21 protein-coding genes are annotated in these 14,032 nt (G+C 64.2%); 13 read left to right on the forward strand and 8 right to left on the reverse strand.

The features are described 5' to 3' along the window. Nucleotides 1–151 precede the first annotated feature (151 nt). Together CHX26_RS01320 and dksA are read right to left on the reverse strand one after the other, a co-directional pair. Nucleotides 152–529, reverse strand: coding sequence for a PilZ domain-containing protein (locus tag CHX26_RS01320; protein ID WP_104940826.1), 378 nt, complete (start codon nucleotides 527–529; stop codon nucleotides 152–154). A 183-nt stretch (nucleotides 530–712) separates the two neighbouring features. Then, nucleotides 713–1,171 (reverse strand): RNA polymerase-binding protein DksA, encoded by a 459-nt coding sequence (gene dksA, locus CHX26_RS01325; protein WP_104940827.1) that lies wholly within the window; start codon nucleotides 1,169–1,171, stop codon nucleotides 713–715. A gap of 274 nt (nucleotides 1,172–1,445) precedes the next feature. Here dksA and CHX26_RS01330 point away from each other — a divergent pair, with 274 nt between their 5' ends. After that, entirely contained in the window at nucleotides 1,446–1,766 is a 321-nt protein-coding gene (locus CHX26_RS01330; protein ID WP_104940828.1) for an SEL1-like repeat protein, read from the forward strand. Here the strand turns inward: CHX26_RS01330 and CHX26_RS01335 are convergent. From CHX26_RS01335 to CHX26_RS01355, 5 genes are read right to left on the reverse strand one after another with little or no spacing between them, the layout of a single operon-like run. Next, nucleotides 1,763–2,911, reverse strand: a complete 1,149-nt coding sequence (locus tag CHX26_RS01335) for a GNAT family N-acetyltransferase (protein WP_233997226.1) — start codon at nucleotides 2,909–2,911, stop codon at nucleotides 1,763–1,765. The genes CHX26_RS01330 and CHX26_RS01335 overlap by 4 nt on opposite strands. After that, entirely contained in the window at nucleotides 2,908–3,636 is a 729-nt protein-coding gene (locus CHX26_RS01340) for a glycerophosphodiester phosphodiesterase family protein (RefSeq protein ID WP_104940830.1), read from the reverse strand. Before CHX26_RS01340 ends, CHX26_RS01335 begins: the two co-directional genes overlap by 4 nt. Continuing rightward, on the reverse strand, nucleotides 3,633–4,088 hold the full coding sequence (locus CHX26_RS01345; RefSeq protein ID WP_104940831.1) for a RidA family protein: 456 nt from the start codon (nucleotides 4,086–4,088) through the stop codon (nucleotides 3,633–3,635). The genes CHX26_RS01340 and CHX26_RS01345 overlap by 4 nt, the downstream gene beginning before the upstream one ends. Nucleotides 4,089–4,090: 2 nt before the next feature. After that, a complete protein-coding gene (locus tag CHX26_RS01350) occupies nucleotides 4,091–4,711 on the reverse strand; it encodes a hypothetical protein (protein ID WP_104940832.1) in 621 nt (206 codons plus the stop codon). Next, nucleotides 4,708–4,983, reverse strand: coding sequence for a DUF3572 family protein (locus tag CHX26_RS01355; RefSeq protein ID WP_233997368.1), 276 nt, complete (start codon nucleotides 4,981–4,983; stop codon nucleotides 4,708–4,710). The genes CHX26_RS01350 and CHX26_RS01355 overlap by 4 nt, the downstream gene beginning before the upstream one ends. Before the next feature lie 55 nt (nucleotides 4,984–5,038). Here CHX26_RS01355 and CHX26_RS01360 point away from each other — a divergent pair, with 55 nt between their 5' ends. Next, entirely contained in the window at nucleotides 5,039–5,401 is a 363-nt protein-coding gene (locus CHX26_RS01360) for a response regulator (RefSeq protein ID WP_104940834.1), read from the forward strand. Nucleotides 5,402–5,420: 19 nt separating this feature from the next. Here CHX26_RS01360 and CHX26_RS01365 read toward each other — a convergent pair whose 3' ends face one another. Continuing rightward, the gene (locus tag CHX26_RS01365) at nucleotides 5,421–5,996 is read right to left on the reverse strand and encodes a Pycsar system effector family protein (protein ID WP_104943172.1); all 576 of its coding nucleotides are present in this window, start codon (nucleotides 5,994–5,996) and stop codon (nucleotides 5,421–5,423) included. A gap of 134 nt (nucleotides 5,997–6,130) precedes the next feature. Between CHX26_RS01365 and CHX26_RS01370 the strand changes: the two genes are divergently transcribed. The 11 genes from CHX26_RS01370 (at nucleotide 6,131) to CHX26_RS01415 (ending at nucleotide 14,029) form a co-directional block, all read left to right on the forward strand. Next, nucleotides 6,131–6,373: an acyl carrier protein gene (locus tag CHX26_RS01370; RefSeq protein WP_104940835.1), complete on the forward strand. Its 243-nt coding sequence runs from the start codon at nucleotides 6,131–6,133 to the stop codon at nucleotides 6,371–6,373. Between the two features lie 14 nt (nucleotides 6,374–6,387). Next, entirely contained in the window at nucleotides 6,388–7,608 is a 1,221-nt protein-coding gene (gene spt, locus CHX26_RS01375) for a serine palmitoyltransferase (RefSeq protein WP_104943173.1), read from the forward strand. A 150-nt stretch (nucleotides 7,609–7,758) separates the two neighbouring features. Beyond that, nucleotides 7,759–8,220: a hypothetical protein gene (locus CHX26_RS01380; protein ID WP_104943175.1), complete on the forward strand. Its 462-nt coding sequence runs from the start codon at nucleotides 7,759–7,761 to the stop codon at nucleotides 8,218–8,220. Further along, a complete protein-coding gene (locus CHX26_RS01385) occupies nucleotides 8,217–9,557 on the forward strand; it encodes a DNA-packaging protein (protein ID WP_233997227.1) in 1,341 nt (446 codons plus the stop codon). Before CHX26_RS01380 ends, CHX26_RS01385 begins: the two co-directional genes overlap by 4 nt. A 14-nt stretch (nucleotides 9,558–9,571) precedes the next feature. Further along, nucleotides 9,572–10,726, forward strand: coding sequence for a phage portal protein (locus CHX26_RS01390; protein WP_104940836.1), 1,155 nt, complete (start codon nucleotides 9,572–9,574; stop codon nucleotides 10,724–10,726). Beyond that, nucleotides 10,726–11,031: a DUF6127 family protein gene (locus CHX26_RS01395; protein WP_104940837.1), complete on the forward strand. Its 306-nt coding sequence runs from the start codon at nucleotides 10,726–10,728 to the stop codon at nucleotides 11,029–11,031. The genes CHX26_RS01390 and CHX26_RS01395 overlap by 1 nt, the downstream gene beginning before the upstream one ends. Next, nucleotides 11,028–11,447, forward strand: a complete 420-nt coding sequence (locus CHX26_RS01400) for an HK97 family phage prohead protease (RefSeq protein ID WP_233997229.1) — start codon at nucleotides 11,028–11,030, stop codon at nucleotides 11,445–11,447. The genes CHX26_RS01395 and CHX26_RS01400 overlap by 4 nt, the downstream gene beginning before the upstream one ends. A 177-nt stretch (nucleotides 11,448–11,624) precedes the next feature. After that, nucleotides 11,625–12,785, forward strand: a complete 1,161-nt coding sequence (locus CHX26_RS01405) for a phage major capsid protein (RefSeq protein ID WP_104940838.1) — start codon at nucleotides 11,625–11,627, stop codon at nucleotides 12,783–12,785. Between the two features lie 137 nt (nucleotides 12,786–12,922). After that, nucleotides 12,923–13,468 carry a head-tail connector protein gene (locus CHX26_RS01410; protein ID WP_172449645.1) on the forward strand — a complete coding sequence of 182 codons (546 nt, stop codon included), beginning with the start codon at nucleotides 12,923–12,925 and terminating at the stop codon, nucleotides 13,466–13,468. Next, entirely contained in the window at nucleotides 13,465–13,644 is a 180-nt protein-coding gene (locus CHX26_RS15540; protein WP_146107620.1) for a hypothetical protein, read from the forward strand. Before CHX26_RS01410 ends, CHX26_RS15540 begins: the two co-directional genes overlap by 4 nt. Continuing rightward, entirely contained in the window at nucleotides 13,634–14,029 is a 396-nt protein-coding gene (locus CHX26_RS01415; RefSeq protein ID WP_104940840.1) for a DUF3168 domain-containing protein, read from the forward strand. The genes CHX26_RS15540 and CHX26_RS01415 overlap by 11 nt, the downstream gene beginning before the upstream one ends. Nucleotides 14,030–14,032 lie beyond the last annotated feature (3 nt).

The following is a 14,032-nucleotide window of genomic DNA, read 5'->3' on the forward strand; positions in this document are numbered from 1 at the left end:
TGGCAACCTCGATCGGTCCACTGCCTCCCGATGGGCCGCAGGAGCACACAGCAAGCGCAGCAAACAAAGACAGCCAGAATCGCATCGCGCCCTGCCTAGCAGGTTGCGATGAAGTGGTCAGCTTGCGACGGTTTAACCGTGGAAAAGCAGGCTAAATCTTGCGTAGCTTGCTCGGCTGAGGCGGTGGGGGAGCACGATGCGCCCAGGAAGGCCGGGCCGCAACTGCTGCCGGATCTTCAGGTGCCTGTAACGGGCGACGAGCCTGCTGCGAATCGATTTCCTCATCGAAGGCAATGCCGAAACGGTTGTCCTGTATCCAGGCGACCGTCCCTTTGACCGCACCGATGTTGCGCAATTCGATCGTCAATCGATGGCCGCGCTGAACTCGCATCTGGCCCTCGCCCATCATCCCGCCATCCGACAGGTTGCGCACGCGCACTCGATAGGTATCGGAACTTTGCTCGACACGAATGTCAGCCAGTAGAAACAGGCTGTCGCGCGCGACACTGCGTGTCTCAACACCTGTCATTCCGGAACGCCTCCTAAGCCAGCACACAACCGCGCAGCTGTCGTCCGGTTGGCCGACCGCCAGCGCCATTAAACGCAGATGGTGGTGGCCCGGTTGCAGTAAACAGATGGTAAATTTGTCCCGGTTATAGCACCAGGATCGTATGGGTGTCCCAACTCGGCACAGGCCAATTTGGGGCTGCGATCAGTCGTCGCGCGAGATCTTTTCGCGCCGCTCGTGCGCTTCCTGCGCCTCGACGGTCATGGTCGCAACTGGACGAGCAATCAGGCGCCGGAGGCCGATCGGGTCGCCGGTGACTTCGCAATAGCCATACTCGCCGGAATCGATCCGTCGAAGTGCTGCATCAATCTTGGAGACCAGCTTGCGCTGACGATCGCGGGTGCGCAGTTCGATGCCCCAGTCGGTTTCGCTCGAGGCACGGTCGGTGAGGTCAGCCTCGCGGATCGGACCATCGGCGAGTGATTGCAGCGTCTGACCGGCGGCGGAGTGGATGGAGCGTTTCCATTCGATCAGCAGCATCCGGAAATAGGCCTGCTGGCGGTCGTTCATGTATTCCTCGTCCTCGCTCGGAACATAATCCGGCGCGAGCAGGCGCTTGGCCTTTTCGAGGATGTCGATGTCGTCAGACGCGGTGGTTGGCATCAAGCTCTCTCGTCCCATAAGCCGCTGGGGAGACCATCGCGTCCTGACGCCCTGAATGTTTTCATTGGCTCACTTGGTCCCAGCAAGCGGAAAGCAATGCGCCGCCTATAGGCAAGCCCCCTTGGGCACACAAGCGGCTTTGGGAAAGAGTGGTGGCAAAAGCGCCCCAACGACAAAGTGAGGCCGTCGTTAACTAATTTTTGACCATGATCGTCGCACTTCTCGGATCACGGAAGGCCGCCGGGGGGTGGTCGGTGATTGAGGGGACCGCATCATGAACATCATTGCGCTGCAAGCGAATGTTTCACGCGAAACATCGGACGAAGGCATCCTTGGGGCATGGCTGGCCGAAGCTGGACGGGGTCAGGCAGGGGCCTGCTTCGACCTTGGCGTAGCTTTCTCGACGGGTAGCAACGGGGCGCCCTGCGATCTGATCGAAGCCCACAAGTGGTTCAACCTCGCCGCTGCGCGCGGTCATGAAGAAGCTGCAAGCTGCCGCGCGGACATTGCCGACGAAATGACGGCTCGCGAAATCGCCGAAGCCCAGCGCCGGGCGCGCCAGTGGCTCGCCGAAGGCCGTCAGCGCGCCGCCTAAGCTTTCCTGAAGGGGGTGCGACCACCAAGATAGAGCTGGTCGCTCGCCACCCCTGCCCGCTCGCGCTCGAGAAAATCGGCAACGGCGGCGCGGAAGCCCGGATCGGCGATCCAGTGGGCTGACCAAGTCTGCACCGGTTCATAGCCCCGCGCCAGCTTGTGGCCGCCCTGCGCTCCCGCTTCGACCCGGGAAAGCCCGCGCGCGATCGCGATGTCGATCGCCTGATAATAGCACAGCTCGAAATGCAGGAAGCGCACCTCGCGCGTGCAGCCCCAATAGCGCCCGTAAAGCGCATCCTTCCCGACGAAATTCAGCGCGCCCGCAATCGGCGTTTCCCCATCATAGGCGAGGATCAGCACGATCCGATCTCCCATGCGCTTGCCCAGAAGGCTGAACGCCTCTCGGGTCAGATAGGGGCTCCCCCATTTTCTTGCGCCGGTGTCCTGGTAGAACACCCAGAACGCATCCCAATGCGACTCGCGGATCTCGCTACCGACGAGGTGACGGATGGTCAGCCCCTCACAAGCCGCCGCGCGTTCCTTCCTGAGGTCCTTGCGCTTCCTCGATGACAGCGCGGCGAGGAAATCCTCGAAACTGGCGTAGTCGCGATTGAACCAGTGGAACTGGATATCGGCGCGCAGGCCCCAGCCGCCCGCTTCGAACAGCGGGAGTTGCGCGGGGTCAATGAAGGTCGCGTGGGCGCTCGACATTTTGTTTTGCAGGCACACCGCCTCGGCACCCTTGAGCAGATGCGGCGCCAGTGCCGGGTCTGACAACAGCAGGCGCGGCCCCGTCGCGGGCGTGAAAGGCGCGGCGATCTGGAACTTGGGGTAATAACGCCCGCCCGCGCGGTGCCAGGCATCAGCCCAGCTGTGGTCGAACACATATTCGCCCTGGCTGTGCCCCTTGGCGTAAGAGGGCATCGCCGCCAGCAAGCGTCCCGCATCATCGGTGATGACGACAGGCGCTGGCTCCCAGCCGGTGCCGGGGCCGACGCTGCCGGAATCTTCCATTGCAGTCAGGAATTCGTGGGAGACAAAGGGGTTGTCATTCCCGCCCAGCGCGTTCCATTCGCCAGCGTCGAAGGCGCCGACCGATGAGGCGATGCGGACAGTCAGGCCACCTTCGTTCGGGGCGTCGCTCACGCCAGCCCTTCCCCTTCGGCAATCAGGGCATCGGCATGGGCAAGGCCCGTCGCCCGCGTTTCTGCCGAGCGCACTGTCCATGTCAGCAACGGCCTTCGGGCTGCGCGCCACGCGGCCGCCTCGGGCCGGGTGAGGTCGCGTACGTCAATGGCGAGGAAATCCGCCCGCGCGGCGGCGAGAGCCTCAGGCGTGCGCCAGACGCCTTCGAAGCCGTTTTCAAGGGAGTCCGTTCCGACCAGCCCACGAGTGATCCGAGAGGCTTGATCAGCGAACCATTCCGGTACACGTGGATCAAAACTCATAACCGCAACATCACCCTTATACGAATCCAGCAACCATGCGACCGTGGAACAGGTCCATTCGACATCATAGCCCGGCATCGACTTGATCTCGATCAGCAGTGGCACCCGGCCTGCGACGATGTCCAGAAAGTGCGCCAGGCGGACAGGGCGCTGATCGGTGCCGAGCAGGCGGAGTTCCTCCAGTGCCTCGGCTGTCCGGTGTTCGGTGTTACCCTCCTCCCCCGTCAGTCGGGCGAGATCCCAGTCATGGAACACCATCGCGTGATCATCGGCGCTGCGCTGGATATCGCACTCGATCCCCATGCCGCGTGCAATCGCGCCCTCGGCCGCAGCGAGCGAGTTTTCCGGTACGCCCTCCCGATGCAGCCCGCGGTGGGCGAATTCCCACTCCGTCAACCAGCCGGGCGCCGGCCTTGTGCTCATGCCTTCAGTGCGACAATCGCGTCGACTTCAACCGCGGCCCCGCGCGGCAGAGCAGGAACGCCGACAGCGGCCCGCGCGTGCTGGCCTGCGCCCCCGAAAATCTGCTCCATCAGGTCAGATGCGCCATTGGCGACTTCCGGCTGCTGCGTGAAATCGGCGGTGCAGTTGATGAAGGCGCCAAGCTTCACCACCCGCTCGACCTGATCGAGCAGGCCTGCCGCCTGAAGCTGGGCCACGATCATCAGCCCGCAAGCGCGCGCAGCAGCCTTGCCGTCCTCGACGCTGACATCATCGCCGAGCCGGCCGGTCACCACCACGCCATCAACGAAAGGCAACTGGCCCGAAACATAGGCCATGCCGCCGCTAACCACGACAGGCACATAACTGGCGACCGGCGCAGCAGCCTTGGGCAGGGTGATGCCGAGTTCGGCGAGTTTGGCGGTGTAGCTCATCTTCAGTCCTCCAGTCGTTCCAGCAGCCATGGCAATGCCTCGTCCCAGCGGTCAATCCGCGAATGGGCGTGGCCCGCCTTGTGGGCGCAATCAATGGCATGGGCGATCATCGGCTCGCCGCACAGGTGCAGCCGCGTGACGTGCGGCGTGAGTTCGGCAACCGAGGCGTGATGCTGAGCCAGATCGTCGATGAACAGCGCGCGGCTGGGCGCGTATTCTTCAATGATCGCCTTCAGCGCCGGGCCCTTGGGGCCCTGATTGGTGAACACGCGGGCATTGATGCCGACCGCTGCAAGCTGCTCGGCGCGGGCATCGCGGTGGCCGTCAACGAGGTTGGTGAGGATCACCACATCGGCCTTTTCCGCGAGAGTGTTGATCCCTTCGACTGCTCCGGCAATCGGTGTCTGGCTGCCCATCTCATTGTCGAAGAACTTGCCCAGCATCCGCCAGATGTCGGGCGGCGCGAGCAGTTCCCCGCTCGATTGCCAGCGCAATGCCTCGGCGAAATTGTGGCCTTCGAGGTGGAAGGCAACGCCCTGCGTGCTTTCCAGCCAGTCCTTGAAAGGGGCGACCATGTGCAACAGCACTTCGTCGCAATCGGAGATAATGAGCGGGCGGGTCATGCTTGCAGAATATCCTTGGCGGCGACCAGTTCCTCAGGCGTGACAGCCAGCGCTTCGGCCGCGCGAATCAGGTCGGGTTCGTGATTGGCGAGAAATTCGAGCGCCGAGGCGAGGATTGCGGAATCGCCCAATCCGGCGCGCAGACTATCGGGATCAAGTCCGGTCAGTTCAAGATAGCGCGCGGCGCGATCCTCACATTCCAGCACCCAGCCGAGCGCGGCCAAGGCCAGTGTCTGCGGGCTAACGGGTTCGGAGGGCGGGCGAAGCGGGATTGCCGTGTCCTTTGGGTCGGTCTAGTTAAAGCGCGGGCGACTAACGGGGCGCGGTGTGACAAAGCGGATCATGGTTGTCGAGGACAATGACCTCAACCGGAAATTGTTCTGCGACGTGCTGCGCGCCAATGGCTTCGAGGTCGAACCTGTGGCCGATGGCGACAAGGTGCTGCAGACCGCGCGGGCGACGTCGCCTGACCTCATCATCATGGATATCCAGCTTGGCGGGATCTCGGGCGTCGATCTGATCGAGGCGGCCAAGCGCGACCGGGGACTGGCCGCGATCCCCGTGCTGGCGGTCACGGCTTTCGCAGCGAAGGGCGATGAGGAACGCATCCGCGCTGCCGGGGCCGAGGGCTATCTGTCCAAGCCAGTGTCGATCGGCCCGTTCATGGCGGCGGTGAAGGCGCTGGTGTGACACCCGGCGGTGATCCGCTTCAGGTGAATTTCACGGCATATTCGACGGCGAAAGCCACAGCTGTCAGACACAGGCCCGCCATGAAGCTTTTGTAGGCATAGGCGAGGTACTTGTACTTCTTGCGCTGGAGCACCTGCCCATTCTGATAGACATCGTGCAGCATGGCGCGGAACACCGTCTCGTCGGCGCGCAGGTCTTCGAGGACGCTTTGCGTCCACTCACCCTCGTCCATGTGAGTGAAGTAGCCGAAGAAAAGCTTGTTGGGCTTGCCCCCGGTCAGCTGCCCTGTGTCCGGCCCGCTGACGGATGGAAGTACCGCAAACACCGGAAAAATCGCCGAAACAAACGCGAACACCGCCAGCACAGCGAGCGACCACGGCAGCGTCCCGTTGGTGGCCTGCCCGACAGAGAGGGTGAACACCAGAAAGGCCGCCGCCATCAGGATCGAGGCTTTGGTGTCTGCCATCTGGCTGAGCATCACGTTGATCTGCTGGCTGTTCCGCACCAGGTGGATCGCGTGGTTCGAATAGCCCGACGGCGAAGGCAAGGATGGCGCTGCACCGCGCGGTTCAGCTTGCGTTGAAGTGTCAGCCATCATTCCCCCGGGACAGGCTTGCCGCACACCCCCCTGTGCGGCGAAAACTTGACAAGCTGCATCATCCGCCGCTTTGCACTCGTAATATCGTGGCGCAGGCCACGCGACAACCGATCCGAAGAAAGCACTCTGCCATGACCCCCGCCGACGTCGATACTGCCATCCGCACTCTGGTTGAGCCCTTCAACAAGAAAGGCATCGCGATCGAGGACGCCACCACCTTTGCTGGCGACCTGGAATTCGACAGCCTGACCGTGATGGATTTCGTCGCCGCGATCGAGGACGAATTCGACATCATCATCTCGATGAACCAGCAGGCTGAGATCGAAAACTGGGGGCAGCTCGTCGCGGCCGTCCACAAGCTGCAGGATAGCTGATAATGGCAACAGCCATGACTGACACCATGACGCAGCCGGTCGATCTGCTGGCGAAGTTCGATCCGATCATCCAGACCCGCGAGCAACTGCTGGCCGCCGGGGTGGAGGATCCGTTCAACCTGGTGATGGAAAAGGTGCTCTCGCCCACCCAGGCGATTTGCAACGGGCGCGACACGATCCTGCTCGGCACCTACAACTACATGGGCATGACCTTCGACGATGACGTGATCGCCGCGGGTAAGCAGGCGATGGAGGATTTCGGCGCGGGTACGACCGGCAGCCGCGTCCTCAACGGCACCTTCCGCGATCACCGCGATGTCGAGGCGGCCCTGCGCGAATTCTACGCCATGGATCACGCTATGGTGTTCTCGACCGGCTACCAGGCCAATCTCGGGATCATCTCGACGCTGGCGGGCAAGGGCGATTACATCATTCTCGACATCGACAGCCACGCCTCGATCTGGGATGGATGCAAGATGGGCGACGCCGAGGTCGTGCCGTTCAAGCACAATGACATAGAAGCGCTGGAGAAGCGCCTCAAGCGCGTCCCCGAGGGCGCGGGCAAACTGGTCGTGCTCGAAGGCGTCTATTCGATGATGGGCGATGTCGCGCCATTGAAGGAAATGGTCGAGATTTCGAAGCGTTACGGAGCCATGGTGCTGGTCGACGAGGCCCATTCGATGGGCTTCATCGGCGAACATGGCCGGGGCGTGGCCGAAGAGCAGGGCGTGCTCGACGATGTCGATTTCATCATCGGCACCTTCTCCAAGAGCGTCGGGACGGTCGGTGGCTTCTGCGTCTCCAACCATCCCAAGTTCGAAGTACTGCGGCTGGTGTGCCGCCCTTATGTCTTCACCGCCGCCCTGCCGCCCAGCGTGATGGCTTCGAGCGCCACTTCGATCCGCAAGCTGATGCACGGCGGGAACAAGCGCGCGCATCTGTGGGAGAACAGCCGCACCCTCCACAAGGGGCTGCGCGATCTCGGCTTCCAGCTCGGCACCGAAACCCCGCAGAGCGCGATCATCGCGGTGATCATGCCCGATCTCGAAAAGGGCGCGATGATGTGGGAGGCGCTGCTGAAGGAAGGTCTCTACGTCAACCTCGCGCGCCCACCGGCAACCCCGGCGGGGATGACCCTGCTGCGCTGCTCGCTTTGCGCCGAACACACCGCCGAACAGGTGCAGACCATCCTCGGCATGTTCGAACGCGCTGGCAAGGCAATCGGGATCATCTGATCACCCTCAGATAACCATTTTGGTTATTTTTCTTGACATCGTGACGCTCTCTGGTTATCAGAGGGCATCATCGGAAAATTGCGATTCGCCAGCGGGCGGCCCTCTTCGCGGAGAGCCGCCCGTTTCCGTTCGCACGAGGGAGTGGCGTTCATGCCTGACACGGAGCCTGCCCAGGCCGGCAGCGGTAATGCCAAGCCCGGACGACACTGGCGCAAGCACTTCGTCGAGACTCTGGCTGCCACGTCCAGCATCGAACGCGCCGCAGTCGCAGCGAGGGTAACAATTGCCAGAGCCCAGGAGACACGCCGGACCGATCCTGACTTCGCCCGCGCCTGGCAGGCCGCCATTGCCGAAGGCTATCTGAATCTCGAACTGGAGGTGATCCGCCGCCTTCGCGATGGCGACCTGATGACCGTCAATGGCGACAAGTTCGACTTCGCCAATGCGATCCGCTTGCTTGCCGCCCACCGCGACGCCGCAGGTCGGGGACAGCAGAACCAGGTGCGCGATGTCAGCGCCGCCGAAGTGCGCGCCTCGATCGACCGCAAGATCGAGGATATCCGACGCCGCATCGCCCGCCAGAAGGCCGCCGCCGAAGGCAAGAACGCATGAGCGGCCCCTATGACGACATGATCGCCGATGAAAGCGAGGATGGCGACAGGCTCCGCTACAAACTCAGCGAGGCCATGGATCGCGACGAGCGCAACGGGTTCGACTACTTGTGGGACTACCAGGCCCGCCCCGAACAGCTCCCGCCGCCGGGCGACTGGCGGATCTGGATGATCATGGCCGGACGCGGCTTCGGGAAGACCCGTGCCGGGGCCGAATGGGTGCGGATGATTGCCGATGCCAATCCGGATGCCCGCATCGCGCTGGTCTCGTCCTCGCTGGCAGAGGCGCGCGCGGTGATGGTCGAGGGTGAGAGCGGGTTGCTGGCGATCTGCCGTCCCGGCCACAAGCCAACTTTCGAACCTTCGCTGCACCGCGTCCGCTTCACCAATGGCGCACAGGCCCAGTTGTTCTCCGCTGCCGAACCCGAGACCCTGCGCGGTCCGCAGCACAGCCACGCCTGGTGTGACGAGATCGGCAAGTGGCCGCTGGCGCATGAACGGGCAACGCGCTGCTGGGACAATTTGCTGCTCGGCCTGAGGTTGGGGAGTGACCCGCGCATCGCCGTCACCACCACCCCGCGCGCGGTACCGCTGGTACGGCGACTGGTGGCGCAGACCGGAAGCGGCGAGGTTGTGATCACCCGCGGCTCGACCCTGGACAACACTGAACACCTGGCCGAGCGCTTCATGGAAGCGATCGCCAGCGAGTTCGGCGATACCCAGCTGGCGCGACAGGAAATCGGTGGCGAGCTGCTGGAGGATATCGAAGGCGCGCTGTGGACCCGCTCGCTGCTGGAACAGGTCCGTGAACACGGCCCGGTGGCGGCGCATGCGAGGGTCGTGGTTGCGGTCGATCCGCCCGCCGGGACCGGTGGTGACGAATGCGGCATCATCGTCGCCGCGCTCGGCCACGACGGGATTGCACGGGTATTGGCGGACTGTTCGGTGAGCGGGGCGACGCCCGCCGATTGGGCACGAAATGTCGCCAACGCAGCGCAGGAATGGGAAGCCGACCGGGTCGTGGCCGAAGCCAATCAGGGGGGCGTAATGGTCGAAAGCGTACTGCGCGCCGCCGAACAGACGCTGCCGCTGAAGCTGGTTCATGCCAGTCGCGGCAAGATCGCCCGCGCCGAACCGGTCGCCGCACTTTATGCCGCTGGCCGGGTGCGGCACCTCGGCGTCTTTGCGCGGCTGGAGGATCAATTGTGCGGCCTGCTCGTGGGCGGCACCTATGCCGGGCCGGGGCGCAGTCCCGACCGAGCCGACGCATTGGTGTGGGCGCTGACCGAACTGCTGCTTGGGCGGCGCACCGCCACTCCAAGCGTGCGGCAGATCTAACCAAAGGAAATTCGATGGCCTTGCTCGATAATCTGATCTCCGCCTTCAAGGGCGGGGAGCGCACCCGCGTGCCCCTTTCCTGCGGCATGACGCAAGGTTGGCTTCCCGCTTTCGACGGTGGCCCGGCAGCGCGCAGCTATGATTATGCGCGGGCGGTGAGTGAGGGTTTTCTCGCCAATCCGATTGCCCAGCGTTCTGTCCGCCTGTTGGCCGAGGGGATCGGACAAGCGCCGCTGGCCTGTCCTGACCCACGCCTTGCCGCGCTGGTCGCCGCCACCAGCGCGGGCCAGTCGCTGATTGAGACTCTGGCGGCCAACCTTTTGCTGAACGGCAATGCCTATGTGCAGATCCTGAAGGACGCGTCAGGCACACCGGTCGAGTTGTTCGCCTTGCGGCCCGACCGCATCCAGGTCGTGCTCGACGACAAGGGCTGGCCTCGCGCTTATGACTACACGGTGGGTAGCCATACGGCCCGCCTGCCGGTGGAGGACGAGGATGGCTGGCCGGGCGTGATCGCGATCCGGGCAATGCATCCGCTGGACGATCACCGCGGTGCGGGCGGGCTGGAGGCAGCGTGGCAGGCGGTGCTCATCCACAATGCCGCAACCCACTGGAACCGCGCACTTCTGGAGAACGCCGCGCGGCCTTCTGGTGCTCTGATCTACGAAACCGATGATGGCGGGGCGTTGACGCTCGAACAATTCGAACGGCTCAAACGCGAGCTCGACGCTGCCTTTTCCGGATCCGGAAATGCCGGTCGCCCAATGCTGCTCGACGGGGGGCTCAAGTGGCAGAACATGGCACTGAGCCCGGCCGACATGGACTTTGCCACGCTCAAGAGCGCGGCGGCGCGCGACATCGCGATCGCCTTTGGAGTGCCGCCGATGCTGCTCGGCCTGCCGGGCGATAACACCTATGCCAATTACCGCGAGGCCAGCCGGGCGCTGTGGCGCCTGACCCTGCTGCCGCTGGCAGAGAAACTGTTCGCCGCCTTGCGCGAAGGGCTCGCCCCCTGGTTTCCCGAAGCCGAACTGCGGATCGATCTCGATCGCGTGCCGGCCCTGTCCGAAGACCGCGAGCGACTGTGGTCGCAGGTTTCCGATGCCGATTTTCTGAGCCGCGCCGAAAAGCGCCTGATGCTGGGCCTGAGCCCCGAGGAGACTGCTTAATGAGCCGCGAAGACATACTCGCAAGCCTGATGGCGCAAGCCCGCGAGGAAGGGGCCGAGTTGGTCACCTTGCGCGCCATCGTCGAAGAAGCGAGCGCGCTCGCCACCGACCGGACGCTGGAGCGCCTCGGCCTCGGCGATGCCGGGGCAGAGGGCGACCTGGTGGAATTGCGCGAACTGCTGCAGGCTTGGCGCGATGCCAAGACCAGCGCATGGAAGGCTCTGGTCGAATGGATCATCCGCGGTGCGCTGGCGCTGTTGCTGATCGGGATCGCGGTGCGGCTCGGCGTGTGGGATCTGCTGTGAACCATTCCGCGAAAGCACCCTCCCAGCTGCGCTTCGCCGGCTATGCCGCCCTGTTCGACATCACCGATGCCGGACGAGACACAATTAGGCACGGCGCCTTTGCCCGGACATTGGCTGCACGCACCACGCCGCTCCCGCTGTTCTGGCAGCACCGTCCCGACCAGCCGATCGGGGTCATCGAACACGTCGCCGAAGACGCTCGCGGCCTCAGGGTGATCGCCCGCATCGACCAGCAGCACAGCCGCGCCGCACATCTGCTCAGGCAAGGTAAGGTCAACGGGCTCAGCTTCGGCTTCCGTACCCGTGCGGCGCGCCAATCGCCGGAAGGCCGCGAATTGATCGAAATTGATCTGTTCGAGGTCAGCCTCGTCACGCACCCGCTGCATCCGATGGCTCGGGTGCATCTTGTTACCTAGCCTCAAACGCCGGCAGCCGCATCCGCGGCTTTGGCTTTCCTCGCTCCCTCCGGTCGCTGCGGGCGGCCGGTCGGCCTTGCGGTCGCTTTGCGGCCGATAGCCAGAGCAAAAGCTCAACCCCCGCATGGCCGCCACAGGGGCGGCCTTTTTTCTGCCCAACCGAAAGGCCACTGCCCCATGAACAATACCTCTACTCCCACGACCTCCGCCACCGATCCGCTGGAAGGGAGCTTCGACATCGTCGCCCGCCAGGATCAGGCGGAAGCCGAAATTGCAGCCCTGCGCGGGGATGTCGAAGACGTGAAATCCCGGCTCGACAAGGTCGCCCGTGCTGCAAGCCGTCCGTCCATCGGAGGCGCTGGCACCACTTCAAGCGATGGAGGCGAGGTCAAGGGCTTCGTCGATGGCTACCTGCGCCGTGGCCGCGAGACCGAACTGAAGTCGATCAGCGGCGCAACGCCTGGCGATGGCGGCTTTGCCGTGCCGCGTCAGATTGATGCGGCCATTGCCGCACAACTCGCCGACATCAGCCCGATCCGGGCTATTGCACAAGTGGTGCAGACCGGCACCTCGGGTTATCGCAAGCTGGTCGCCACTGGTGGTATCGCTTCGGGCTGGGTCAGCGAAACAGCCCCGCGCCCGCTGACCGGAACGCCGCAGTTCGCCGAGATCGCACCCCCCTCGGGCGATCTTTTTGCCAATCCCGCAGCCAGTCAGGCGATGCTCGATGATGCCGCCTTTGACATCGAGACCTGGCTCGCCAGTGAAATCGCGCTCGAATTCGCCCGGGCGGAAGGCACCGCGTTCGTCACCGGCACCGGCAACAACCAGCCGGAGGGCTTTCTCACCGCCCCCACCGCCACTGCAGAAGACGGTGTCCGCACCTTTGGCACCCTGCAATATGTCGGATCGGGCAGCGCAACCGGGCTGGGCAGCACGCTTGATGCCAAGCTGATCGACCTGATCCACGCGCTCAAGTCGGGCCATCGGCAGGGCGCAGTGTTCGTGATGAACTCGGCGACGCTGGCGAGCGTACGCAAGCTCAAGACTGCAGATGGAGCATTTCTGTGGCAGCCGGGCATGGTCGAGGGACAGCCGGACCGCCTGCTCGGCTACCCGGTGGTCGAGGCCGAAGACATGCCCGATGTCGCGGGCGGGGCCTTCCCGATCGCCTTCGGCAATTTCCGCCATGGCTATCTGATCGCCGAACACAGCGCCACGCGGGTGCTGCGCGACCCCTTCACGAACAAGCCCTTCGTCCACTTCTACGCAACCAAGCGGATCGGCGGGAAGGTGCTGGATTCAAACGCGATCAAGTTGCTGAAGGTCGAAGCCTGAGGCTGAATCAGCCATCCGGCGGGGGTGCCCGCTTGCCCCCGCCGGGTACTCGCGCTCGCATCGCCTCAGGCGCTCCCCCCGCCTGAATGCCGCGATGCGGGCGCATTCTTGTGGATCACAATCAGGGAGAAACCGCGATGCAGCGGACAATCGTGCAGCCCCCGGTGCTTGAGGGCGCTGCGCTGGCCGAGCTCAAGCATTGGCTCGGGATCAGCCGCCCCAATGACGATGCCGCCCTGACTGGGCTGCTCGAAACCAGCGTGACCATCTGCGAGGCCTTCACCGGCCAGGCACCGTTGCGCCAGACGGTCGAGGAGATCATTCCGCTTGTCAGTGGTTGGCAGGAGCTTGTCTCCCGGCCTGTGCAAGACCTTACCGGGGCAGCGCTCATCGGAAACGATGGCACCCGCCAGCCACTTACAATCCCTGCCGACACATTGGATGTACGGATTGGCGGAAAGGCCTCTGTCCAGCTGCTTCAGCCGCTCGAAGGACGCGGACTGGCATTGGAACTGGTGGTCGGGATCGCAGCGCAGTGGAATGGTCTCCCTCCCCCCTTGCGACAAGGGATCATCCGCCTCGCCGCACATCACTACCGTGACCGCGAGGGCAAGGCGAGCGCAGTGCCGCCAGCCAGCGTCACCGCGCTGTGGCGTCCTTGGCGCGACACGAGGCTCGGATGATCCGCGCCTCGTCGCACACCGGCCACCTGGTGCAGCGCCTGCGTGTCCGGGCCGCCAGGCTCGTCAACGAGCGGGTCGACGCTCTCCACCGCAGGCAGCACCGCACCCGCACGGACTGGCATTCCGCCGCCGCACTTTGGCCCGATCTGTTTGGAGACCAGCGCGATGGAAAATGACCTGCGTGCAGCACTGGTCGCCTGGCTGGCTGCCGATCCGGCGCTGACTGGCATCAACGCCATCGAGGAAGAGGCTCCGGTCCGCGCCAGCCCACCGTGGCTCGGGATTGCGGCCAGTGCCTCCGTAGACTGGGGCACCAAGGACCACCCCGGCCGCGAGATTCGCATCGCGCTCGAACTCGAAACCCGCACCGACTTGGCCAGCGGCGACGCCCCCTTACTCGGCGCGATCGAGCGCCGCGTGCTCAATCTGCCGCCATTCCATCCCGGCTTCGAAGTCGCCTCGATCCGCTTCCTGCGCGCCCGCAGCGAAGCCCGGGCAAACAATCTGCGCGCTGCGCTGATCGAATTCCGCTTCCGTCTCTTCGCCCCTATTCAGGAGTAAGCC

It is taken from the genome of Porphyrobacter sp. HT-58-2 (assembly GCF_002952215.1).
Taxonomy (GTDB): domain Bacteria; phylum Pseudomonadota; class Alphaproteobacteria; order Sphingomonadales; family Sphingomonadaceae; genus Erythrobacter.

Coding starts and splice junctions, on each gene's coding strand:
- CHX26_RS01380 (WP_104943175.1), top strand. CDS start 7,759: ATGCCTGACACGGAGCCTGCCCAGGCCGGCAGCGGTAATGCCAAGCCC.
- CHX26_RS15540 (WP_146107620.1), top strand. CDS start 13,465: ATGATCCGCGCCTCGTCGCACACCGGCCACCTGGTGCAGCGCCTGCGT.
- CHX26_RS01390 (WP_104940836.1), top strand. CDS start 9,572: ATGGCCTTGCTCGATAATCTGATCTCCGCCTTCAAGGGCGGGGAGCGC.
- CHX26_RS01385 (WP_233997227.1), top strand. CDS start 8,217: ATGAGCGGCCCCTATGACGACATGATCGCCGATGAAAGCGAGGATGGC.
- CHX26_RS01395 (WP_104940837.1), top strand. CDS start 10,726: ATGAGCCGCGAAGACATACTCGCAAGCCTGATGGCGCAAGCCCGCGAG.
- dksA (WP_104940827.1), bottom strand. CDS start 1,171: ATGCCAACCACCGCGTCTGACGACATCGACATCCTCGAAAAGGCCAAG.
- CHX26_RS01415 (WP_104940840.1), top strand. CDS start 13,634: ATGGAAAATGACCTGCGTGCAGCACTGGTCGCCTGGCTGGCTGCCGAT.
- CHX26_RS01330 (WP_104940828.1), top strand. CDS start 1,446: ATGAACATCATTGCGCTGCAAGCGAATGTTTCACGCGAAACATCGGAC.
- CHX26_RS01365 (WP_104943172.1), bottom strand. CDS start 5,996: ATGGCTGACACTTCAACGCAAGCTGAACCGCGCGGTGCAGCGCCATCC.
- CHX26_RS01345 (WP_104940831.1), bottom strand. CDS start 4,088: ATGAGCTACACCGCCAAACTCGCCGAACTCGGCATCACCCTGCCCAAG.
- CHX26_RS01340 (WP_104940830.1), bottom strand. CDS start 3,636: ATGAGCACAAGGCCGGCGCCCGGCTGGTTGACGGAGTGGGAATTCGCC.
- CHX26_RS01320 (WP_104940826.1), bottom strand. CDS start 529: ATGACAGGTGTTGAGACACGCAGTGTCGCGCGCGACAGCCTGTTTCTA.
- spt (WP_104943173.1), top strand. CDS start 6,388: ATGACTGACACCATGACGCAGCCGGTCGATCTGCTGGCGAAGTTCGAT.
- CHX26_RS01350 (WP_104940832.1), bottom strand. CDS start 4,711: ATGACCCGCCCGCTCATTATCTCCGATTGCGACGAAGTGCTGTTGCAC.
- CHX26_RS01370 (WP_104940835.1), top strand. CDS start 6,131: ATGACCCCCGCCGACGTCGATACTGCCATCCGCACTCTGGTTGAGCCC.
- CHX26_RS01410 (WP_172449645.1), top strand. CDS start 12,923: ATGCAGCGGACAATCGTGCAGCCCCCGGTGCTTGAGGGCGCTGCGCTG.
- CHX26_RS01405 (WP_104940838.1), top strand. CDS start 11,625: ATGAACAATACCTCTACTCCCACGACCTCCGCCACCGATCCGCTGGAA.